A 22695-nucleotide genomic window follows, 5' to 3' on the forward strand; every position below is an offset into this window, starting at 1 on the left:
GGACTTTATGAAACTCAGTCGCTCCACGTTGTCCCGCCTGGTGCCCTACATCGCCGTGCCCACCTACGACCTGGGCGCGCGCCAGCAAGGCATCGCCCATATTGGCGTCGGCGGTTTTCACCGCGCCCACCAAGCCATCTACACCGAAGCGCTGCACAACAGCGGCCAGGACATGGACTGGGGCATCTGCGGCATCGGCCTGCGCGGCGAAGACAAAGCCATGCGCGACGCGCTCGCCGGCCAGGATTACCTCTACACGCAAGTGGAACTGGGCGACGTGCCCAGCCTGGAAGTCCGCGTGGTCGGCGTGATCGGCGACATGCTGCTGGCTGCCGACGGCGCGCAGGCCGTGATTAACAAACTGGCCGAGCCGGCCATTCGCATCGTCTCGCTGACCATCACTGAAGGCGGCTACTGCATCGACGACGCCAGCGGCGAATTTCTCGCCGACTTGCCCGCCATTCAGCATGACCTGGCGAACCCGCAGGCACCGACCACCGTGTTCGGCTTTCTCTGCGCCGCCCTGGCCAAACGCCGCGCCGAAGGCACGCCGGCGTTTACGTTGATGTCGTGCGATAACCTGCCGCACAACGGCGCCGTCACCCGCAAAGCGCTGCTCAGTTACGCGCGGCTGGCCGACGCCGAACTGGCCGCATGGATCGACGCCAACGTCAGCTTTCCCAACGCCATGGTCGACCGCATCACGCCCATGACCAGCGACGCCCATCGCCAGCAATTGGCGCGCGAACACGGCATCGACGACGCCTGGCCGGTGGTGTGCGAGCCATTTTTGCAGTGGGTGCTGGAAGACAAATTCGTCAACGGCCGCCCGGCATGGGAAGCGGTCGGCGTGCAGTTCACCGACGACGTGTCGCCGTATGAAGAGATGAAAATAAAGCTGCTCAACGGGAGCCACCTGGCGCTCACGTACCTGGGCTTTATCAAGGGCTACCGTTTCGTGCATGAGGCCATGAACGACGAGCTGTTCCGCCGTTACGTGCGGCGCTTTATGGACCTGGACGTGACCCCGCAACTGGCGCCGGTGCCGGGCATTGACCTGACCACTTACAAGGACACGCTGATCGAGCGCTTTTCCAACCAGGCCATCGCTGACCAACTGGAGCGCGTGTGCTCCGACGGCACCTCGAAATTCCCTAAATTCATTGTGCCGACGCTGAACCGCTTGATCGCCGACGGCGCCGAACTCGACCGTGCTGCCTTGGTCGTCGCGGCCTGGGCGGTGTACCTCGATGGTGTGGACGAAAACGGCACCGCGTACCGCATTCCCGATCCGCACGGCGAATGGGCGCAAGGTCTAGTCGCCGACAAGGCCTCGCTCACCACGCGCTTGCTTGGCGCCGACCGCGTCTTCGGCCCGGCCATTCCAGCCTCGGCTGCGTTTGTTGCCGCCTTCGAGCGCCAGCTGCATAACCTGCGCACCCTCGGCGTAACCGGCACGTTGCAGACGTTGCTCGACGGCGACGGGCGTGCCGATCCGCTGAACCATCAGCGCTGAGGTCCGGCCATGGCCTTGTACCTCGGCATTGATTGCGGCACCCAAGGCACCAAGGCGCTGGTGCTCGACGCCAGCAGCGGGCAGGTGTTGGGCGCAGGCGGCGCGCCGCACCGGCTGATCAGCGGGCCCAACGGCCATCGGGAACAGCAACCGGCGGACTGGCTCAGCGCCTTCGAACACGCCACCCGCGCGGCATTGGCCGACGCGGGTGTTAGCGGTGAAGCGATTGCCGGCATCGGTGTTTCCGGCCAGCAACACGGCCTGGTATTGCTCGACGCCCAAGGCCAGGTGCTGCGCCCGGCCAAGCTGTGGTGCGACACCGAATCGGCGGCAGAAAATCAGCAATTGCTGGATTTTCTCGGCGGCGAGCAGGGCTCGTTGGCGCGCCTCGGCGTGGCGATTGCGCCGGGCTACACGGTGTCGAAACTGCTGTGGACGCAAAAACACCACCCGGCCCTCTACAAGCGCATCGCCCACATTTTGCTGCCCCACGACTACCTGAATTTCTGGCTCACCGGCCGCGCCTGCAGCGAATACGGCGACGCGTCCGGCACCGGCTATTTCAACGTGCGCACCCGCGACTGGGACCACGACCTGCTGCGCCTGATCGACCCCAGTGGGCGCCTTAACAACGCGTTGCCCACCTTGATCGGCGCCAACGAATCGGTCGGCACCGTACTGCCCGACATTGCCGCGCGGCTGGGCCTGAACCCACGCGCGCAGGTGGCCAGTGGCGGCGGCGACAACATGATGGGCGCGATTGGCACCGGCAACATCCGCCCCGGCGCCATCACCATGAGCCTGGGCACGTCGGGCACGCTGTACGCCTTCGCCGACCAGCCCCAGGTGAGCACGCACGCCTCGGTCGCCACGTTCTGTTCATCGTCCGGCGGCTGGCTGCCCTTGATCTGCACCATGAACCTGACCAACGCCACCGGCGCTATTCAGGAGCTGCTGGAACTGGACCTCGCCAGCTTCGGCGCCCTGGCCATGCAAGCGCCGATTGGCGCCGACGGCGTGCTGATGCTGCCCTTCCTCAACGGCGAGCGCGTACCCGCGCTGCCCAACGCCAGCGCCAGTTTGCTGGGCCTGACCAGCGATAACCTCACCCGCGCCAACCTGTGCCGCGCCGTGTTGGAAGGCGTGTGCTTCGGCCTGCGCTACGGCCTGGATTTATTGCGCGCCAGCGGCATCGAAAGCCGGGAGATTCGCTTGATCGGCGGCGCCGCAAAAAGCTCGGTGTGGCGGCAAGTAGTCGCCGATATCATGGCCACCCCGCTGGTCTGCCCGCAGCACACCGAAGCGGCGGCCCTGGGCGCGGCGATTCAGGCGGCGTGGAGCGGCGGCGAAGGCAGCTTGCACGCGTTGTGCGACCGCTGCGTGAGCCTCGACCTGCGCACGCGCACCGAGCCGAACCCCGCAGCCAGCGCCGCGTACGAGCCGGTCTACCAGCGTTACCGCCAGCAGGTGATGCAGGTGCAACAGGCGTAAAAACAGCCAATCCCTTTTGTTTCAGGAGTTCGACATGTACCTGGTTTGCGGCGAAGCGTTGTTCGACTTTTTCACCCAGGCGGCCGGCGCGCGCAGCAGCGAGCTGGACTACAAAGCCATCGCCGGTGGCTCGCCCTTTAACGTGGCCGTGGGCCTGCGCCGCTTGGGCGTGGAGTCGGCGCTGTTTGGCGGTCTGTCCACCGACTTTCTCGGCGCCCGCCTGCGCCGGGTGCTGGAAGAAGAAGGCGTACGCGACGACTTTCTGATCGCCAGCGACTGCCCCACCACCATGGCCATGGTTGCCCTCGACGGCAACGGCCACCCGCACTACTCCTTTCGCGGCGAAGGCTGCGCCGACCGCGCCGTGCGCCCGGAACATCTGCCGGCCTTGAGCCGCGAGGTACGCGGCCTGCACGTGGGCTCGTTCTCGCTGGTGGTGCAACCCATTGGCGACACCCTGCTGGAGCTGATTCGTCGCGAAAGCGGCAAGCGCCTGATCAGCCTCGACCCCAACGTCCGCCTCAACCCTCAACCTGATGCCGCGCTGTGGCGCGAGCGTGTGGAAGAACTGGCGCAGTTGGCCGACCTGATCAAAGTCAGCGACGAAGACTTGGGTTTGCTCTACCCCGGCATTGAGCCGGAACAGATTATTCAGCGCTGGCTCGGTGGCCGTTGCCAGTTGGTGGTGATGACCCGTGGCAGCCAAGGCGCCACCGCGTTTAGCCGTGAGCATGGCGTGGTGTCGGTGCCGTCACGGCGCATTGACGTGCGCGACACCGTCGGCGCTGGGGATACGTTTCAGGCGGCGTTGTTGGCGTGGCTGACGCGGGCGGAGCTGGACAGCCCGGAAGGAATGGCGCGGTTGAGCCGGGAGCAGCTCGCTGAATTGCTGAGCTACGCGGTGGCAGCCGCTGCCGTCACCTGCTCGCGCACTGGGCCGGATCTGCCCAGGGCGCATGAGGTGGTGGTTTAACCGGCCTCAACGCCCACGGCAGACGATCGCCCAGGCTCAGGTGAAGTTGTAGCGCACCAGGTGGAAGAACACCGGGGCGGCGAAACACACGGAGTCGAGGCGGTCGAGCATGCCGCCGTGGCCTTCGATCATATGGCCCCAGTCTTTCACCCCACGGTCACGCTTGATCGCCGACATCACCAGCCCACCGATAAAGCCCATCAGGCAAATCACAAACGCCAAGGCCAGCGCGCCCAGGAAGCTGAACGGCGTCATCCAGAACAGCGCACCACCCAGCAGGGTGGCCGATACCACGCCGCCGATCAGGCCTTCCAGGGTTTTCGAGGGCGACAGGTTTGGCGCCACTTTGGTTTTGCCCATCAGCTTGCCCCAGATGTATTGCAGTACGTCCGAGGACTGCACCACCAGAACCAGGAAGGCGATCAGCAGCAAGTTGCGGCCTTCGTAGCCGGCGATGTTCAGGGTCAGCAACGCTGGCACATGGGAAATGCTGAACACGCAAATCATCAGCCCCCACTGCACCTTGGCCGTACGCTCCAGAAAGCGCGTGGTGTCGCCGCCCAGGGACGCCAGAAATGGCATCAGCAGGAACACGAACACGGGGATGAAGATGCTGAACATCCCGTACCACTCGATGTACACCAGAAAGTACTGGAACGGCAGCACGCAGTAGAACGCGGCCACCAGTGCCGGGTAGTCGCCGCCACGGGTTTGCGTCAGGGTGATGAATTCGCGCAGGGCGAAGAACGACAGCAAGTAGAACAGCAGCAACACCCCGGGCTTGCCGAAGAAGAATGCGACACCCAGAACCGCGACCATCACCCACCACGCGTTGATCCGCGCGTTGAGGTTGTCGATGACTGGCGTTGCGCCTTTTTTCCACTTGAGGATTTGCCCCACCAGCGAGGCCAGTGCGAGGAATAAACCGACAGCGATAAATACGTTAAGCGTTTGCCGATCCACGTCAGGACTCCTTGGGCGTCAGGGCCAGCAATGCCTCGCGGCTGCGGGTGAGAAAGTCCGCCTTGGCTTCGCCTTCGAGCAACTGCAGGGGCGTGCCGAAGGTCAGGGTGCACAGCAACGGCAACGGCAGCGTGCGGCCTTTGGGCATCACGCGTTTTAGGTTATCGATCCACACCGGCACCAGCTCGACGTCCGGGCAGCGGCTGGCGAGGTGGAACAGGCCGCTTTTGAACGGCAGCAAACCGTCTTCAAGGTTGCGTGTGCCCTCGGGAAACAGAATCAGCGACTCGCCGCCTTCGAGCACCGCTGCCATCTGGTCGATGGGGTTGGGGTCGGTTGCGGTGGGCGAGCGCGCGATCAACACGCCGCGAAACACCTTGTTGATCAGAAAACTGCGCACACCGCCCTTGGCCCAGTAATCGGCGCCGGCCACTGGCCGGGTGCTGCCGCGCATGTGGCTGGGCAGCGACGACCACAGCAGCACGAAGTCGCCGTGGCTGTTGTGGTTGGCGAAGTACACCCGTGCTTTGGGCTCAGGCGTGCAGCCCACCCACAGCGCGCGGGCGCCGGTGATGGCAGCAGCAAAGCCGATAATCAGGCGGGCGACAAAGGCTCCGCGCCAGCTGTATTGCGATACACGTGACATGTGCCGTCCTCCAGGCAAACGCGCCAGCCGCCACTGCGGCCACCGCTAACAGCAGTTGTACAGCGAGTGTCAGACCCTGCTTGCGCAGCAGGCCCAGGGCGCCCTTGCAGCGCAGGGTCCAGTCACGTCCCACGTTGGCGGCCGGCATCAGGCCCAGGCCGAGCAAGCCGTCGTCCAGTTCCACGGTGGCCGCGCTCAGGTCAGCGGCATCGGCCAGACGGGCAAATAGCGCCGCGTCGAAGGCCACGCGCATGGCCCAGTATTTTTCCAAAGCGCCTGCCAACAACGTGAGCACCAGCAACCCGGCGACCAGCAGCAGTTGGTAGTGAATGGTCACCAGCAAGGCGCTGGCCAATGCCACGACGCTAAGGCCGGTGGACAACTGATCCAGACGCTGCCCCTGCTCCAGCAAGCGCGCGCAGCTGAGCAAACGCAGGTCGCTCATGTGCCGGCTTCCATCGCAGCCAAATTGCGCAGGTGCCCTTCTCGCAGCACTACGCCGGGGCGCACCTGACGCAGTATCGCTTCGGCGGCTTGCGGGTTGGCAGCCCGGCCGCTATGCAACAGCCATGCGGCTACCGCTGCGGCGCTGCGCGAATAACCAAGGGCGCAGCACACCAGCACGGGGCCTTGCTGACGCGCCTGCTCAATGGCCATGGCAGCCGCGCGCAGCAGCTCGGGGCTCGGCGGCAACAGGTCGAGCGTGGGCAGGCTTCGGTAAGCGCGGCCGCCGCTGGCGCACGGCAATTCGGCGCACAGGTCGACAATGGCGCGGATTGGCGTGTCGTCCAGCTCGCCTTTGTTGGGAACTCGCCCCAGCCATACGTCATCCATGATCAAAACCGGCGCCGGCTGACGCGCGGTCCACAACCGCGAGTTCACCCAGGCGCCAATCAGGTAGGGCCCGAACAGAAAGTTCGACGCCCAACTGAGCGTGCCGTCGCTGTGCTTCTGGAAACCGGTCGCGCCCACCAGCAGGTAATCCAGGGCCACCAGGCACAGCGCCGTGGCCGGCCAGGTCAGCCACCAACCCAGGCCGCCGACACTAACCCCCAACGCACCGAGCGCCACGCCGCCAAGCGCGTAGTAAAACGCCAGCCGGCGCCCTTGGCCTGTGGCTGCCAGCGCAAGTTCGCCAGCGGGCTGGGGCGGTCCAAGGGCCACAGCCAGATGCACAGCCAGCCCACCAGAACGCCGGTGGGTAAGTCGATGAAATGGTGCTGGTAGGTGGTCAGTACCGACAGGCCGATCAGCCCAAACCAGAGGTGCAGCAACCACCGCAACACGCCTTCCGGCGTGTGAGCGGCGTAGCGCACCCACAGCACAATCAGCAGCACGATATGCAGCGACGGAGCCTGGTTGAAGGGTTTGTCAAAACCCATCAACACCTCAAACATCCAGGCGAAAAAGCCGGTCATTTCCGGGCGGGAAAAAGGTGTATGTGAGCGGAAATAACAGGAACCCGGCAATCGCTAGAACCTGCGCGCTGAGCAAGCGCCGGGCATGAATATCCAGCTCATGGCGGCTACTGCACAGTAGCAGCGACAAGCCGTAGAGCAAGTCGATGGACCAGTAGGGCACGATGGTCCAGGCCCAAAATGGCGTGTGCTGTTCCCAGGCAAACACCAGGGTGCCGACGTCCGCGCGCTGGCTGGTAAACCAGTTGGCCAAACTGTAGGTGGCGAAAAACAGTGGCGCCAGAATCAGCAGCCACACCAGCGCCCGGGGAAAACGCTGGCGCACGCTCAGTTGCGGATAAACCGGCGCCAGGGTCAGGGCCTCGCTCATGCCTCGATCCGCTGCGCCAGGCTGACGCTGAAAATGCCCCATTGATCGATGCGCTGAGTCACCTTGCGAAAGCCGGCGGCTTCGACCAATTGGTCCATTTCCGCCTGCGTACGACGGCGCATCACCCAGGCCTGGCCGCCGCGATGGCTGGTCAGCGCGCGGGCAATCAACTGCAACTGCGGGTGCCAGGGCTGACCGGTGTAGATCAGATAACCACCTGGTTCCACGGCTTGCGCCAGGCCACCCAGCGAAGCGCTGACCATGCCGTTATCACCAAACAGCTCATACAGGCCGGACACAATCGCCAGGGTCGGTTTGGGGTCCAGGCTGGCCAAGCTGGCCAAGCTGGCCGGATCAAAGGCATCGCCTTTTACAAACGTAGCGACATCGCTCAAGCCCTTTTCGCTAATCAGCGCCTGGCCCTGGCTGACGTTGAGGTCGCTGTAGTCGCGCAGCAGGATTGAGTCCGGACGCTGGGCAAGACCTTGCAGCGCTTCGAGTACATAGCGGCCGTGGCCCGCAGCAATGTCGACAATACGCGTCGGCTTGCCCTGCGCCTGCAACGTTTGCAGGGTGTCGCGCAGCAGCTCCTCAATGTGCAGCTTGCGCTGACGAATGCCGCGCCAACCAATAGAGTTGAGGTAGTTGGTATCGATCATCCGGCCAAGCGAACCGGTGCCGGTCGGGGTGTTGCGGTACACGTAGTCCAGGGTGCTGCCCGAGTCGAAGCCGGTGTCGAAACCCAGCTTTACCCCGGCCGACAACTTGGCGCCCAAGCCCATCGAGGCGCGGGTGGCGCGCCAATACAGGCCGGTTGGCGACAGCGGCGGCAGCGGTGTGGCCAGGCCTTCGGCTTCGGCCTTGGTGAAGCCGATGCGGTCGGCCGTGAGCAGTTCCGGCCGGCTCAGCGGCTGGCTGAACAGCAGTTCGATAAAGCCACGCGCCTTGTTCACAGCCAGGTGGCGATCAGCCTCGCCGAGGGTGTCGTGGTAAAAACCCGGGAGCAGATGACGCTCTTTTTGCAACGTGCCCAGACGCTGAAAAAACAGCTCTTGAGGTTTGCGCTTGACCACGAAATCGGCGCCGGAAATCAGCAGTTGAGTCGGCACCTGAATCGCCTCGGCGTCGGCCACCACGCGATCAGCGGCCTCGTACAGACCGAGCAGCTGATTGACCGAAATTGCCTTGGCAATCAACGGGTCGTTGGCATAGCTGTCGGCGCGCGCCTTGTCATGGGTGAGCATGCCGGGGCGCACATAGCTTTTAACGAAGAAGTTGCCTTTGAGCTTGCGCAGCAAGGTCAGGCCGGGGCGCGCCAGGGGCACGTACAGGTTGATATCGAAGGCCGGCGAGGCCAGCACCATGCAGCGGATGCGCGGGGCGTAGTCATGGGCCCAGGTAGCGGCAAGCACGGCGCCGACGCTTTGCGCCACCACGGCGATGTTTTCGATGGCGAGGCCATGCTCGCGCTGGATGAAGGCGACGAAGTCTTCCACGTCGCGCACGCTGGCGGCAAAGCTCGGGCTGTCGCCGCGCTCGCCTGGCGAGTGGCCATGGCCACGGGCGTCCCACGCAAAAAAGCTGAAATCCGGCAGATTGAGTTCGTCCACCAGGTGCGCCATACGCGCGGAATGTTCATGGCCACGGTGCAGCAAAACGATGGCTTTGCGCGGGGTGTCGGCGGCGGCGTCGTGGGCAGGCCAGTGGCGGTAGAAGAGGTCTACGCCGTCATGGGTGGGAAACGTTGCGTGGTGCTGTTGGCGTTGAGTTTCCATCCGTAGAATTCCTGTAATGAATCGAGATTAGTGGGCAGGTTGCTCTGCCAGGCCGCGCTTGACGCGGTTGAAGGTGGTGTACACCAGCAAGACCGCCAGCACGGCCATGATTGCCGTCAGCCATGGCTCGACCGCGATGCCCAGGGCCAATAGAAAGCCCAGCAGGCCAAAAACGAAGGCGCGGTCACTTTTGCCCATTGGCCCGTCGTAACGGCGCGAAGCACCGACCATCAGTCCCAGCACGCCGGCGTATTCACTTAGCCAGGCCAACAGCACCACGGCGCCGACAGCCGCGCCGGACACGCCGGCCAGGCAGGCAAACGGCAGGTACAACGCGGCATCGGCAACCAGGTCGGTGATCTCGTTGAGGTAAGCGCCCAGGCGTGATTGCTGGCCAAACTCGCGCGCCAACATGCCGTCTACGGCATTCAGGCCCATGCGCAGGAGCATCCACAGCGGCAGGAGCGCAAACACCGCGCGGTGTTCGGCGAATACCGCCACCAGTGCGCCGACCATAATCGAAATGGCGCAGGCAAACAGCGTCACCTGGTTGGCGGTGACGCCACGCGCATGCAGACGGGTAACGGAGGGGCGCAGCAGGTTCTGAAAGCGGGGTTTGAGGTCGTAAATCGACGGCATGGGGCGCTCGCGGTGAAATAGGCCGAAAGGACTGTACTCACAACAGAACGCCAATGCCAAAAACTAGTCACACCGCTAGCTCGGTGGTGCGGTTAGGTCGATCAGCGGACCGAAGATAGCCCGTGAAGGGCGAAGCTGGAACAATAGCCGCCTATAGTCATCCAGGCCCCGTTTCTCGCTCAGGAGTTTTTTATGAACACGCGCGACCAACAGAACCTCGATCGCCTCGACCAGGCCGAAGGCGAGGGTGCCGATGAGGCGTTGCAGCAGATCGTTTCCGGCTTTCAACGCTTTCGCACCGAAGTGTTTCCCGAGCAGGAAGAACTCTTTCAAAAGCTCGCCACCGCGCAACGCCCGCGCGCCATGTTTATTACCTGCGCCGACTCGCGCATCGTTCCCGAACTGATTACGCAAAGCTCGCCGGGCGATCTGTTCGTGACCCGTAACGTGGGCAACGTGGTGCCGCCGTATGGGCAAATGAACGGCGGCGTTTCCACCGCCATCGAGTACGCGGTGCTGGCGCTGGGCGTACACCACATCATCGTCTGCGGCCATTCCGATTGCGGCGCCATGCGCGCGGTGATGAACCCCGACACGCTGGAAAAAATGCCCACGGTCAAAGCCTGGTTGCGTCATTCCGAAGTGGCAAAAATCATGGTGGCGGATAACTGTAATTGCGGCACGGAGCACGAAACCCTGGGCGTGCTGACTGAAGAAAACGTGGTCGCGCAGTTGCAGCACTTGCGCACCCATCCTTCGGTGGCTTCGCGCATGGCCAGCGGTCAGTTGTTTATTCACGGTTGGGTCTACAGCATCGACACCTGCGAGATTCGCGCTTACGACGCCGAGCGTGCCGAGTTTCTGCCGCTCGATGGCACCAGCCCGATTCCGGTGGCCACGCCGCGTCCGCGTTATTCGGCGCAATAAAAAACGCGAAGAAAAAACCGCGCCGTAGCGGGCTAAAGGCTGCGGCGCGGTAAAAGTCATCCTCAGTGGAGTCCAGTGGAGCTGAGGATGTGTGTCGCTCGGGAATTCAGTTGTTCAGGTCACGCTTGAGCAGCACGGCGGCAGCACACGCCGCTATCGCCACCAACGGCGTAGCGGCCAGCAACAAACCGCTGACGCCAGCACCGGCCGCCAGCAACTGGCCGGCCGCCAATGGCCCACTCATCGAACCCAAACGCCCCACCGCAACGGCCACGCCAACGCCCGTGGCGCGCACGTTGGCGGGATACAGACGCGGCGCCAGGGCGTAGAGAATCAGTTGCCCGCCGACCGCGCAGGCGCCGGCGGCCAGGCCAGCGAGGTACAGCCCTTGCGCCTGTTCAACGCTGCCCAGCGCCAGCAAGGCGGCGAGCATGCCGAGGTAGGCCAACAGCACCGCGAGCAGCGCCTTGCCGCTGTCCATCAGGCGTCCGGCCAACAGCGAGCCGGCGACGCCGCCGATGTTGAACAGCACTTGAATGGTGGCGGTGTCCAGGCGGCTGAGGCCGCGCTGGATGAGCAAGGTCGGCAGCCAGTTGAGCAGCATGTAGAGAATGGTCAGCGTGCAGAAACAGGCGCCCCACAGCAGCAAGGTCGACGCGCCACGGCGTTGCCCGAGCAGTTCGCGGCTGATGGCGCCCACCGGCAACGTCTGCCCTTGGCGCGCGTTGGGCGTTGGCAGCCAGCGCATCAGCAGCAAGGCGATCACCAGCGGCGCAAAGCCGCCGACGTAGAAGACCAGCCGCCAGTCGCCCGACACTGAAAAGATCCCCAACAGCGCCGCCACCGCGCCGCCCAGCGGCACGCCGCAGTAGGTGAGGCTGACGGCCAGGTTACGCAGACCGGGGCTGGCCACTTCCGAGGACAGCGCGATCAGGATCGGCAGCGCGGCGCCCATGCCCAACCCCGTCACCAAACGCGCCGCGAGCAGTTGCTCGTAGGTGGCGCTGTGGGCGGTGAGCAGCGAAAACAAACCGAACAACACCACGGCCGCCACTAGCACGCTTTTGCGCCCGAAGCGGTCGGCCAGCCAGCCACCGAACACTGCGCCCGGTAACAGGCCGAACAAGCCGGCGCTGAACACCCAGCCCAACGCGGCCGAGTTCAGGGCGAAGTGCTGGGCCATGGCCGGCGCCGCGACGCCGACGGCTTGCAGGTCGAGGCCTTCAAGCATGGCGACGATAAAACACAGGGCAATAGTGCGCAGCGACGCGCCGTTCTGCGCAGTAGAAGTGGGCATGTAAACCTCGAAGTTTTTATTGTTGTGTGCGGCGGTTTGCTCAGCCGTTGGAGCGAATGATCTGCGGCGCCTGGCCTCGATACAGCGCTTCCACCAACGCGCTGCGGTGCTGCAACACCGCGCGCTGGTTGAGCGAGCCTTTGTCGGTAATTTCGCCCCGGTCGATCGAGGGTGGTTCGCTCAACAAGCTGATCCATTCCAGTCGCGTGGCATTGCCGGTGGCGCTCTGGTTAAGGCGTTTGAGCCAGTCGGCGAACCAGCCGCGCACCCGCTCGTGGGCCAACACTTGTGCGTCGCTGGCCACGCTGGGCAGGCCGGATAACACGCGGCAGTCGGCCAGGCGCGGAAACACCAGCAAGCCCAGGCATTCGCGGTCCGGCGCGGCGACTACCACGTCTTGCACATAGGGCGTGCCGTCGAGAACGGCGCGGTTGCGCAGCGGGCCGACGCTGACGAACACGCCAGAGGACAATTTGAAGTCTTCGGCGATGCGGCCGTCGAACATCAGGCCCAGCTCAGGCCGCTCGGGGTCGGCAAATTTCAGCGCATCGCCGGAGCGGTAAAAGCCTTCGGCATCGAAGGCGTCGCGCGTCTGCTGCGGCGAACCCCAGTAGCCGGCCATGATGTGCGGCCCGCGAAAACGCGCTTCCAGCTTGCCGTCTACCGGCACCAGTTTGGTCTCGCAGCCAGGCGCCGGCAGGCCGACGTAACCGGCCAGGGAAAGCGGGCCGGTGGTGAAGGTGCACGAGGGCGAGGCTTCGGTCATGCCCAGGCCGGCCATCATGCGGATGCGCTCGCCGCAGTGCTGCTCGGCGATGCGGTCGAGACGATCCCAGATGCTTTGCGACAAACCCGCAGCGGCGAAAAAGAACAGCGTGACCTTGGCGAAAAAACGCGCGCGCAGTTCGGCGTCTTGCTCCAGGGCGGTGACCAGTTCTTCCCAGCCTTTGGGCACGGTGAGGTAGGCGGTGGGGGAAATGTCTTTGAGGTTGCGCAGGGTTTCGGCCATGCCGTTGGGCGTTGGCTTGCCGTTGTCGATGTACAGGCTGCCGCCGTTGTAGAGCACGATGCCGACGTTATGGCTGCCGCCAAAGGTGTGGTTCCACGGCAGCCAGTCGACCAGCACAGGCGGTTGCGCGGCGAATTCGGGGAAGGTTTGCAGCAGCATTTGTTGGTTGGCGCAGAGCATGCGCTGGGTGGTGGGCACGGCTTTGGGCAGCTTGGTGGAGCCGGACGTGAACAGGAACTTGGCGATGGTGTGTGGGCCGGTGGCATCAAAGGCGATGTCGGCCGCCTCGACGTTGCCGGTGGCGAGCAGGTCGGCAAAGGTTTCGCAGCTCCGACCGGGCAGCGCGCCTCGGGTGAACACCAGCGGCAGGTCGGCAGGCAGCAGCGTTTCGATGGCGCGCTGGTACGGCGGCGCATCGGCGGCAAACACCAGACCGGGCTGCAACAGCGTGACGATGTGGCGCAGCTTTTCCAGGTCTTGGGACAGCAGCGAATAGGCCGGCGACACCGGGCAGTACGGCACGCCGATATACATGGCGGCGAAGGCCAGCTGCAGGTGCTCAAGATCGTTGCCGGACAGAATCATCAGTGGCCGCTGCGCGCTCAGGTCGTAGCGCAACAGCGCTTGGCCGAGGGCGCGCACGTTGCTGAGCATTTCGCCGTAGCTGAGGGTTTGCCATTTGCCGTCATCACCGCGCTGCGCTGCAAACGTGGCCTGCGGTTTCACCTGCGCCCAATGCAGCAGCCGGTCGAGCAGGCGCGCCGGGGCAGGCTTGAGTGACTCCTGCGCGCGCAGGTAGATGGTGCCGTCGTCCGCCTGGGTGATGTTCACCCCTGGATTGCCGATGGCCACCTGGCGATAGCGCACCACGTGGTCAGCGCGGGTTGCTACGAATTCTCCATTCACGAGCCTTTCCTCTGTGCGCGCCCGCCCTCACCGGTCTGGCGGCGGGGGGGCTTGTTTGTTCTTGTTATTGCGGGATGGACCGGCGTGTTTCAGATCGGGTAGTGACGCGGCCCGTTCTGCACCGTGACCCAACGCAGCTGGGTGAAATGCTCAATCGAAGCGCGGCTGCCGAAGCTGCCGTAGCCGCTGGATTTCACCCCGCCGAAGGGCATCTGCGCTTCGTCGTGCACGGTCGGCCCGTTGATGTGGCAAATGCCCGATTCCACCCGTTGCGCCAAGGCCAGAGCACGGGAAACGTCGCGGCTGAAAATGGCAGCCGACAGGCCAAACTCCGAGTCGTTGGCCAGGCGCAGCAGCGCTTCGTCGCCCTCGCCACGCAGCACCACGGCCACCGGGCCAAACGACTCTTCGCGGTACAAACGCATGCTGTCGGTGACGTTATCGAGCAGCACGGGCTGCATGATGCTGCCCTGCACACCGCCACCGGCTGCCAGCGTCGCGCCTTTGCCAAGGGCGTCGTCCACCAGGGCTTGAATGCGCTCACCAGCGGCGGCGTCGATCAGCGAACCGAGCACGGCACCGCTTTCGTTCGCCGGGCCGGCGCGCAGTTGCGCCACCTTGGCAGCCAGCTTGCTGACAAAGGCATCGGCCACCTTGGCATCGACGATCAGGCGTTCGGTGCTCATGCAAATCTGCCCCCTGATTGAAATACGCACCAAAGGCGGCGGCTGCGACGGCGGCGTCCAGGTCGGCATCGTCCAGCACCAGCAGCGGCGCCTTGCCACCGAGTTCCAGCAAGGCCGGCTTCAGCTGCCGCGCGCACAGCTCGGCGACGATACGACCGACGTGTGTGGAGCCGGTGAAATTCACCCGCCGCACCGCCGGGTTGGCGATCAGCCGGGAGACGATGGCGGGCGCATCTTGCGGTGCATTGCAGATCACATTCACCACACCGTCACCCAGGCCGGCCTCGTGCAGCACCTGGCCGATCAGGCGATGGGTGAACGGGCTGGCTTCCGAAGCCTTGAGCACCACCGTGTTGCCGCAGGCCAACGGCATGGCCAGGGCGCGCACGCCGAGAATCACCGGCGCATTCCACGGCGCAATGCCAAGCACCACGCCGCAGGGTTGGCGCAGGCCCATGGCGAAGCTGCCTGGCACGTTGGACGGGATGACCTCGCCGAGAATCTGCGTGGTCATCGCCGCGGCTTCACGCAACATGCCGGCGGCCAGTTGCACGTTGAAGCCGTACCAATTGGCGGCGGCGCCGGTTTCGCTGGCGGCGGCCATGAATTCGGGGGCGCGTGCTTCCATCAGTTCGGCGGCCTTTAACAACCGCAAGCGCCGCTCGCCCGGCGCCAATGCCGACCAAGCCGGGAACGCGGCCTGGGCCGCTGCCACCGCAGCATCGGCATCTTCCAGCGTGGCGGCGGCCACGCGTGACACCACCTCACCGGTGAACGGGCTCAAGCGGTCGAAGGTGCGACCGTCAGCGGCGGGCCGGGCCAGGCCGGCAATCAGTAAAGGCACGTCGAACATGGAACACCTCCGGAATCAGCGTTTGTAGGCTTGCAGGCCGGGCTTGATGCTTTTGTCGTCGAGGAACTGCTTCATGCCTTCTTCGCGACCGCCTTCGGTGTCGAGCAACCGCGACTGGTCGAGCTTGGCGTAGAGGTAGTCCTCGTTCTGCTCCCACGTGAGTTCGCGGCAGCGCTTGAAGCCGACTTTCGCCGCGCGCAACACCACCGGGTTTTTCTCCAGCAGGTTCTTCGCCAATTCGACTGTGGTTTCGCGCAACTGCGCCAACGGCACGCTTTCATTGACCAGACCCATGGCGGCGGCTTTCTGCCCGCCGAAGGTCTTGCCGGTCATGATGTAGTACAGCGATTCGCGGTGGCCGCAGGTGTCGGCCATGGCCTTGCTCACCAGGTTGCCCGGCGGAATGCCCCAGTTGATTTCCGACAGGCCAAAGGTCGCTTCGTCGGCGCAAATCGCCAGATCACACGCCACCAACGGGCTGAAGCCGCCACCGAAACACCAGCCGTTGACCATGGCGATGGTCGGCTTGCTGTACATGCGCAGCAGCTTCCATTGCCAGTACGAGGCTTCGCGGCGAATTTTCTCTTGCAGGATTTCCGGGCCGGCGTCCACTTCGCGGAAGTATTCCTTGAGGTCCATGCCGGCTGTCCACGACTCACCGGCGCCGGTCAGCACCAACACGCGGGCGTCGGCGTCTTGTTCCAGGGTTTCCAGCACGTCGGCCATTTCGCGGTTGAGCGTGGGGCTCATGGCGTTGCGTTTTTCCGGACGGTTGAGAATGACCCAGGCGATGCCTTCGTCCACTTCCACCTTCACGGTTTGCCACCGGCCTTCGTAGGTACTCATGTCACTGCCTCATGTCTGGGTTGGATGAGGCGAAGTTAAGCCGGATTTTTAGTTATGTCAATTAACTATAAATCGGTTCTAGGTTTCGAAAAACAATCTACACCTTTAGCTGGAGGGCCGCAGAAACGCTGGCCATAGCCTCAAATACAGGGCAATCGCGAGCCTAACCGGTTATTACCAATAACTAAATATTCATCCCGATTGTGCATCTGGGCGGAAAAATTATTAACATGCCTAACCATTTCCCCATCAGGACGCCACCATGCCCCGCAAAGCCAAAACCCAGGCAGCGCCCGCCGACCCGACGACGCTCGACGCTGCGCTCGATAATCTGGTGGGCTATGTAATGCGGCGGGTGCAGCTGAAAATCTTCCAACACCTCACCGCCCGCCTGGAAGAACACGCCATCCGCCCCGCGCAATTCACCGCGCTGAGCATCATCGAGCAGTCGCCCGGCCTGATGCAGGCCGACCTCGCCAAAGCGCTGGCCATCGAGCCGCCGCAAGCGGTGCTGATGGTGAACAAACTCGAAGAACGCGGCCTGGCCATGCGCGTACGCAGCAACCCGGACAAACGCTCCTACGGCCTGTTTCTCAGCAAAGCCGGAGAGCAGTTGTTGAAGACCTTGAAGGACGTGGTGGTGCAGAGCGACCTGGACGCCACGGCGGCGTTGAGTGCGCAGGAGAGGGAGCAGCTGTTGGGGTTGTTGAATCGGTTGTATCGGGAGGGGTAATGCCATACCGGCGCGATCGTCGTTAGTCGCGGCGAGCCACTCGCAGAAGCGATCAGGTGCCTGATGCCCATGCAAATCCGCCAAAATGGCGATCGGCCCGGCACTAATGGCGTGCAACTCGCCCGGCGCGTTATCAATCAAGTTCGCTATCGCGTGGCACAGGCAGGCAAGTACTCCATCTTCCAAGACGCAAAAAAAAGCCCCAGGTGCTTATCCAGGGGCTTCTTATACAATTAAAACAGGACCTTAATAAGGGTTATACACACCAAAGATTGGTGTCTCGACGGTAGAGCGGAAACCGCTTCCGACTCCAGCCGAAACTGTATATGCCTGAGCCCAGTAGTGATGCAGCTTGGGAGCAAACGTCATTTGCGCGTTACCGGCAGAATCAGTGACTGAAAATGACTGGGTTGGCAGGAAGTGAATGTCGGATACATGGCTGTTCCAAATATCCAGGTCTAAATCAACGTAAGTTGCTTTCCAATATACCTTCACTCCTTTAACTGGTCGCCCTTGATCATCAGTTACCACCGCGTTAAATGTCGCCTGCCCCCTTAGTGACGCAGTCAAGTCAGGTATTGTTCCAAACCTCAATTGACCGCCAGTAAAGGCTACGCTTGCACGACCTTTAACCGAACCCACCGATGCTTCGATGGCAGCATTGGAAACCGCGTCGGAACTGGTCAACTCTGTTTTGGCTACACCAGCGGCGTCCGTCAAAGACGTTTTGTCTGAGAGAGTGCCGGCGCTTGATGTCCACTGCACCGCCACACCTGCGCCTACCGGTTTGCCTTGGTTGTTGACGACTGAAGCCGAGATAGTTGAGCTCGTATAACCATCGGCGATAATCGCCGCATTCGATACTGAGACCGTGACGCTATTCACTGTAGGGGCAAACGTCACTTCCGCCGAGCCAGTTATCTTGTCTACCGTCGCAACGACCTTAGCTACCGCAGCGGTTTTCGAGCTAGTCAGGGTCATAGTGGCAATCCCTAACGCGTTTGTAGTTGAAGCATCATTTACTAAGGTGCCTGCACTGGTCGTCCATCGAACCACTGCGCCAACGACAGGGTTGCCGCTAATGTCTGTGGCCGCAACGCTTAATAGCGACGTACTTTTGCCGTCCCCATCGATGACTGTAGGGGTAGGCGTCAGTTGAAGGTTCGCGGTTACGCCACCGGTAAAGCGCACATGGGTGAGATTAGTCGCGCTCTGTGCGGTGGCATGAACCGTAGCAGTGACCAGTTCTGAAGCGCTGGTCAGTTCCATAACTGCAACGCCGCTGGCATCAGTCGTGGATGAGCTATTACCAAGCGTACCTGCAGTGGTCGTCCAGTAAACCACGATGCCTGCACCTACCGGTTGTAGGTTAGAGTCCCAGACTTGCGCACTTAAAGTAGATTTCGAGTTGCTATCCGCAACAATGGAGGTATGGCTCGCACTGAGCGTCAAGGCTGCCGGCGCGCCCACAGTGAAGACCACCTTAGCCGAGCCCTGCACCGCACCCACCTCGGCGTCTACCAAAGCAACATGCGCGCCCGGAATACTGGTGAGGGTGGTACTAGCGACGCCATTTGCATTTGTCATCGACTCATCGCTCATAAGCGTTCCCACTGAGGTACTCCACTCAACCAGAACCCCTGCGCCTAGCGGCATTCCCCTTACATCTGTCAGCGCCGCGCTCACCACGGTGTTGCTAACGCCGTCGCCGGTAATGGAGGCTGCTGCGGGTGTGACCGCTATATGGGTCGGCGCGGGCGGACTGAAGGTCACGCTTGCGGCGTTATTGGCGGCGTTGGCGCTTGCCCCAATATTGGCGGCGCCGGGAGTCGTCCCGCTTGTCAGCTGTACGCGCGCCACGCCGTTGACATCGGTGCCGGTAATTGTGCTGGCCAACAGGCCGCGGCTGGCGGTCCAGGTGACCATAGTGCCGGGCGCCACCGGGTTGTCGAACCGATCGCGCACCTGCGCACTGAGCATGGTCGTGCTGCCGCCGTCGGCGGGAATAACCGCAGGTGTAGCCGTGATCGTCAAACCGTTTGCGCCAGCAGCTGGCACGCCCGGAGCAAAGGTGATGTCAAGCTGATCGTGGGCAGCGCCCGACACAGCCTGCACATCCGCGCTTCCCGAAACGGTCGACGAGGTAAGCACGGCATTGGCTTGGCCGTTCGAGTCGGTAGTGGAAACCGTCACGTTCAATTGACCGGCCGATGTTGTCCAGTTCACCGGAATACCCGCGCCAACTGGCTGACCTTTAATGTCTTTCACCGTCGCGGTCAGGCTCGACGTACTTGCTCCATCGGCGAGCAGCGAGCTTTGCGAAGCGGCCAGGTTTAGCGTCGCACTGGTGATGGTCGCGGCGCCGAGGACAAACAGAATATCCGCAGAATTTTGCGCGGCGCCGGCTTCAGCTTGCACGGTCGCAGTCTCTACCAATGCAGTGCTGGTGAGCACGGCAGTAGCCTTACCGGTCGCATCGGTGACGGCGTTAGACGGAGTCACACTGCCGGCGCTGGTTGTCCAGGTCACGTTCACGCCAGCGGCAACGGTGTTGCCGTGTTCATCTTTAACCACAGCGGTCAGCGCCGAGGTGCTAATACCATCAGCCTCAATCACCGAAGGAGCAGTATTGATCGCCAGACCGCGGTTGCCGGCGGCCGGAGCCCCCGCCGCGAAGGTAACGTCCACCGCGTTGGATGCCACGCCGGCAGAGGCGTCTACCGTGGCTGTGCCGGTGATCGTCGAACTGATCAATGTGACCGTGGCCACACCGTTTACATCGGTACTGGTGGCCTCGCTCGTCAATGTACCGATCGAGGTACTCCAATCCACTTGCACGCCGGCGCCGACGGGGGCGCCTTGGTTGTCGAGTACGGTAGCCGTCAGCACGGATGTATTGACACCGTCGGCTGTAATCGAATCAGGGGAGGCGACTAGGACAAGCCCGGCGCTGCCTGCCGCAGGCACACCCGCGGCGAAGGTAACGGTCACTTCGTTATTGGACGCGCCTGCGCTTGCCTTGACCTTCGCCGCGCCTGGCGATGCTTCGCTGGTCAAGGTCATCGTGGCGACGCCATCGGTGTCGGTATACGAAACATCACCAGTGAGGGAGCCGGCATTGGCGCTCCAGTTGACCGTTACGCCGGCTTCGACGGGGTTTCCTTTGTCGTCCGAAATCAGCGCGCTTAGCGTCGAAGTGCTAATACCATCTGACTTTATGGTCGTAGGCGTAGCGCTAAGCGCCCAGACCTTTATTGCCGGTCGCTGGAATGCCGGGAACGAAGCTCACAGGGACGCGCTGCTTGGCCGGGCCAATGCTGGCTTGAACCTGGGCTACGCCGGCTTCGATCGAGCTGGTCAGTTTCATCCTAGCCACACCAGTGGCATCGGTAAGCGACGCTGTATCGGCCAATTGTCCAGAGGTCGTTTCCCAGGCCACCGCATGGCCGGCATCGACCGGGTTGCCTAGGTCGTCGTAAATGGTCGCCGTCAGCGAGGAAGTGCTGACGCCGTCGGCGGTGATGGAAAGCGGTGTTGCCTCCAACAAGAGCGCGCTGCTATTGGCACTTGGAAGACCCGCCGCAAAGCGTACGGAGGTCGTGCCTTTGACGGTACCCATCTGCGCTTCAATCTTGGCCAGTCCGGCCGACGTAGGACTGGTCAAAACCACGCGCGCAACGCCGCGGCTGTCTGTATCAGATGTGTCGCTAGCCAGCGTGCCGGCGCTAGTAGTCCAAGTCACGGTTTGACTGGTACGCGTGCCCTTACCAAGTGAATCCACCGGATAAGCGCTGAGCGTGGTAGTGCTGAAGCCGTCGGCAGCGATAGTGGCGGGAGCCGCGTCAATCTGCAGAACCGTAGTCAGCACATTGACCGTCATCACGTTGGACAGCTGGCTACGACCCGAACGGTCCATACCCATGGCTTGCAAGGTGTAGGTGTTAACGCCGCCGTCAATATGCTCAGGCAACGTCAGGCTGGCAGTACCATCAACAGAGGGGGAACTGGCGAAGCTGGCAGCAGGGCCCACCCAGGAAAGCGACGCGAAGTTGCTCGCTCCGGTGACCGTAAACACTACGGTTTCATTGCTCTTGCCGCTAACCGCCGCCGGAAGTTTCAGCTCTAGCGCTTTTTTGCGGTTATCCAGCACGATCTCATTATTACGTGCGACAAGGTCGTACCGCGCGTTGGCCACCAGTCGGCTGGCAATGAGGCTCGACGATGAAACCTGTTTGGCGAAGGACTCGCCCAATCGGTAATTGAACGTAAGGTTGGCAGAGGTATCTGACAGACCGTCCTGGCCGATGCGGTGATTGACGCCGAGACTTAGCAGCGGCACCGGATTGTATATAGCGCCAAGGGTCATGGCGTGGGGGTTCTTCTGCCGATCGTTGGCCGAGAACAGGCTCACCTCATCGCCGTAATATTTTTCAACAATCATCTGGCCGCCCAATTGTGGGTAATCGGGCAGATAACCTTCCGCACGCACATCCCAGCCAGCAGCTGGGCGTTCCTGGTAATCGGCACGGTCGGGAGAATCCTTCCAGTTCGATAAGCGCTTGTAGCTGTTGGCGCTGACTTTCAGGAAATCAGTCCACGCTTCCACACCCATACCCAGGCGGTCATGCTCGCCCTGGGCATCGCGGTCCAGAAAGCTATTCACGCCAAGAAGCCAGCCATTCGTCTCGTGGCGATAACCAAGGCCCATGTTGTAGGTGTAGCGGTAGTCGGCGGTGTAGGAGTTCGCGCGGCGCATGCCAATCTGGGTGAAGACTAGATTTTTGCCCGCGTTGTAGAACGGCACGAGCATGTCGAGGCTGCCGCTACGAAGGCCACCGTCCTCGATATTGAGTGAGACCGCCGATGTGATGTGGTGCCCTGCAAGCCAACTTTCAGTAGCGGCGCTAGCAGCGCCGGAAAGCATTCCCGAGCCCATGCTTACTGCTTCATCGGCACCTTTGGTGCGGTCACGCAGGACGCTGGGCGCGAGGTCAACGTCGTGTGGCTGGGCAAGCCATGCTGAGTCCGCACTCTTCGGCGAGGACTTGCCAACGCTGCCACCCAACTCAGGTAGGTCTTGCTTTGCGGCGCACGAGCAAGGAGGTGGATCGGAGGTCGCAAACGCTGGCGCGATGGGCGCAAACAGCGTGCAAACAGATAGGTATACGGCAAGAGACTTGCGTAAAAACGATTGCGGTTGAGTCATGGTCATATGCTGCCTATGGGCGCCGGGTGGCGGTTAGGCGGCGAATACTTCCATCACAGCGAAGCGAATTCGGTCAGAAGGGAAAACACGGCCGGTAGGGCCATTCCGAATGGCCCACCTCCGAATTCTTTTTGCACACTGGGTGATCTGGCGGTTTTTAACGTACGTATTTGCCTGCAAGGAAACCAAAGTAAAATTAGGAACGACTCTTCCCCTGAGACCCTTAGCCCTTGCATACATTGGCCTCGGGCGCTATCGGTCGTCCGAGGCGAAGCCTTTTGTTCAAAACGCGACCCGGATCGACATCCGTTGGATACGTAAGACCGTTCCGCAATTCGAATCGGACACCGACACCCCTAACCTATTGCGACTCCGAGTCACGCATCGACAAAAGCACTTAAAAGTCAGACCGAAATCGCAGTGAAGCGCCATGTGCGATTA

At 62.5% G+C, this 22695-nt stretch carries 15 protein-coding genes and 2 pseudogenes; 5 read left to right on the forward strand and 12 right to left on the reverse strand.

Translation table 11 applies throughout. From position 1 onward, the window contains the following. Window positions 1-7: 7 nt before the first annotated feature. Genes ACZZZP_RS22885 through ACZZZP_RS22895 form a run of 3 tightly spaced genes read left to right on the forward strand, consistent with a single transcriptional unit; the run spans window position 8 to window position 3980 of the window. Window positions 8-1516 carry a mannitol dehydrogenase family protein gene (locus ACZZZP_RS22885; protein WP_463384227.1) on the forward strand — a complete coding sequence of 503 codons (1509 nt, stop codon included), beginning with the start codon at window positions 8-10 and terminating at the stop codon, window positions 1514-1516. Between the two features lie 9 nt (window positions 1517-1525). Next, window positions 1526-3007 (forward strand): xylulokinase, encoded by a 1482-nt coding sequence (xylB, locus tag ACZZZP_RS22890; protein WP_463384228.1) that lies wholly within the window; start codon window positions 1526-1528, stop codon window positions 3005-3007. Window positions 3008-3041: 34 nt separating this feature from the next. Next, window positions 3042-3980: a carbohydrate kinase family protein gene (locus ACZZZP_RS22895; RefSeq protein WP_463384229.1), complete on the forward strand. Its 939-nt coding sequence runs from the start codon at window positions 3042-3044 to the stop codon at window positions 3978-3980. Window positions 3981-4016: 36 nt separating this feature from the next. Here the strand turns inward: ACZZZP_RS22895 and ACZZZP_RS22900 are convergent, their stop codons facing one another. From ACZZZP_RS22900 to ACZZZP_RS22925, 6 genes and pseudogenes are all read right to left on the reverse strand, one after another. Beyond that, window positions 4017-4943 carry a phosphatidate cytidylyltransferase gene (locus ACZZZP_RS22900; RefSeq protein ID WP_122492185.1) on the reverse strand — a complete coding sequence of 309 codons (927 nt, stop codon included), beginning with the start codon at window positions 4941-4943 and terminating at the stop codon, window positions 4017-4019. A 1-nt stretch (window position 4944) separates the two neighbouring features. Further along, window positions 4945-5589 (reverse strand): lysophospholipid acyltransferase family protein, encoded by a 645-nt coding sequence (locus tag ACZZZP_RS22905; protein WP_122450040.1) that lies wholly within the window; start codon window positions 5587-5589, stop codon window positions 4945-4947. Continuing rightward, window positions 5477-6034, reverse strand: coding sequence for a hypothetical protein (locus tag ACZZZP_RS22910; protein ID WP_463536864.1), 558 nt, complete (start codon window positions 6032-6034; stop codon window positions 5477-5479). Before ACZZZP_RS22910 ends, ACZZZP_RS22905 begins: the two co-directional genes overlap by 113 nt. Further along, a pseudogene (locus ACZZZP_RS22915) lies at window positions 6031-7377 on the reverse strand (phosphatase PAP2/dual specificity phosphatase family protein). Before ACZZZP_RS22915 ends, ACZZZP_RS22910 begins: the two are co-directional and overlap by 4 nt. Then, a complete protein-coding gene (locus ACZZZP_RS22920; protein WP_463384232.1) occupies window positions 7374-9152 on the reverse strand; it encodes a bifunctional alpha/beta hydrolase/class I SAM-dependent methyltransferase in 1779 nt (592 codons plus the stop codon). Before ACZZZP_RS22920 ends, ACZZZP_RS22915 begins: the two are co-directional and overlap by 4 nt. Window positions 9153-9179: 27 nt before the next feature. Beyond that, entirely contained in the window at window positions 9180-9791 is a 612-nt protein-coding gene (locus ACZZZP_RS22925) for a CDP-alcohol phosphatidyltransferase family protein (protein WP_463384233.1), read from the reverse strand. A 192-nt stretch (window positions 9792-9983) separates the two neighbouring features. Here ACZZZP_RS22925 and ACZZZP_RS22930 point away from each other — a divergent pair, with 192 nt between their 5' ends. Continuing rightward, window positions 9984-10718 carry a carbonic anhydrase gene (locus ACZZZP_RS22930; protein WP_122492190.1) on the forward strand — a complete coding sequence of 245 codons (735 nt, stop codon included), beginning with the start codon at window positions 9984-9986 and terminating at the stop codon, window positions 10716-10718. A gap of 106 nt (window positions 10719-10824) precedes the next feature. On the opposite strand, the gene mhpT is transcribed toward ACZZZP_RS22930, so the two are convergent. From mhpT to ACZZZP_RS22950, 4 genes and pseudogenes are all read right to left on the reverse strand, one after another. After that, window positions 10825-12015: a 3-(3-hydroxy-phenyl)propionate transporter MhpT gene (mhpT, locus tag ACZZZP_RS22935; RefSeq protein WP_463384234.1), complete on the reverse strand. Its 1191-nt coding sequence runs from the start codon at window positions 12013-12015 to the stop codon at window positions 10825-10827. Window positions 12016-12055: 40 nt separating this feature from the next. Beyond that, window positions 12056-13930 (reverse strand): feruloyl-CoA synthase, encoded by a 1875-nt coding sequence (locus ACZZZP_RS22940; protein ID WP_463384235.1) that lies wholly within the window; start codon window positions 13928-13930, stop codon window positions 12056-12058. A gap of 89 nt (window positions 13931-14019) precedes the next feature. Continuing rightward, window positions 14020-15469: pseudogene (locus tag ACZZZP_RS22945) on the reverse strand (aldehyde dehydrogenase). 15 nt (window positions 15470-15484) lie between these two features. Continuing rightward, the gene (locus ACZZZP_RS22950; protein WP_463384237.1) at window positions 15485-16315 is read right to left on the reverse strand and encodes a p-hydroxycinnamoyl CoA hydratase/lyase; all 831 of its coding nucleotides are present in this window, start codon (window positions 16313-16315) and stop codon (window positions 15485-15487) included. Window positions 16316-16577: 262 nt separating this feature from the next. Between ACZZZP_RS22950 and ACZZZP_RS22955 the strand changes: the two genes are divergently transcribed. Then, the gene (locus ACZZZP_RS22955; RefSeq protein ID WP_463384238.1) at window positions 16578-17048 is read left to right on the forward strand and encodes a MarR family winged helix-turn-helix transcriptional regulator; all 471 of its coding nucleotides are present in this window, start codon (window positions 16578-16580) and stop codon (window positions 17046-17048) included. A gap of 246 nt (window positions 17049-17294) precedes the next feature. Here the strand turns inward: ACZZZP_RS22955 and ACZZZP_RS22960 are convergent, their stop codons facing one another. Beyond that, on the reverse strand, window positions 17295-20303 hold the full coding sequence (locus ACZZZP_RS22960) for a beta strand repeat-containing protein (RefSeq protein WP_463536980.1): 3009 nt from the start codon (window positions 20301-20303) through the stop codon (window positions 17295-17297). Beyond that, the gene (locus tag ACZZZP_RS22965; protein ID WP_463536865.1) at window positions 20284-22254 is read right to left on the reverse strand and encodes an inverse autotransporter beta domain-containing protein; all 1971 of its coding nucleotides are present in this window, start codon (window positions 22252-22254) and stop codon (window positions 20284-20286) included. Before ACZZZP_RS22965 ends, ACZZZP_RS22960 begins: the two co-directional genes overlap by 20 nt. Window positions 22255-22695 lie beyond the last annotated feature (441 nt).

It is taken from the genome of Pseudomonas sp. AC211, from assembly GCF_979258055.1.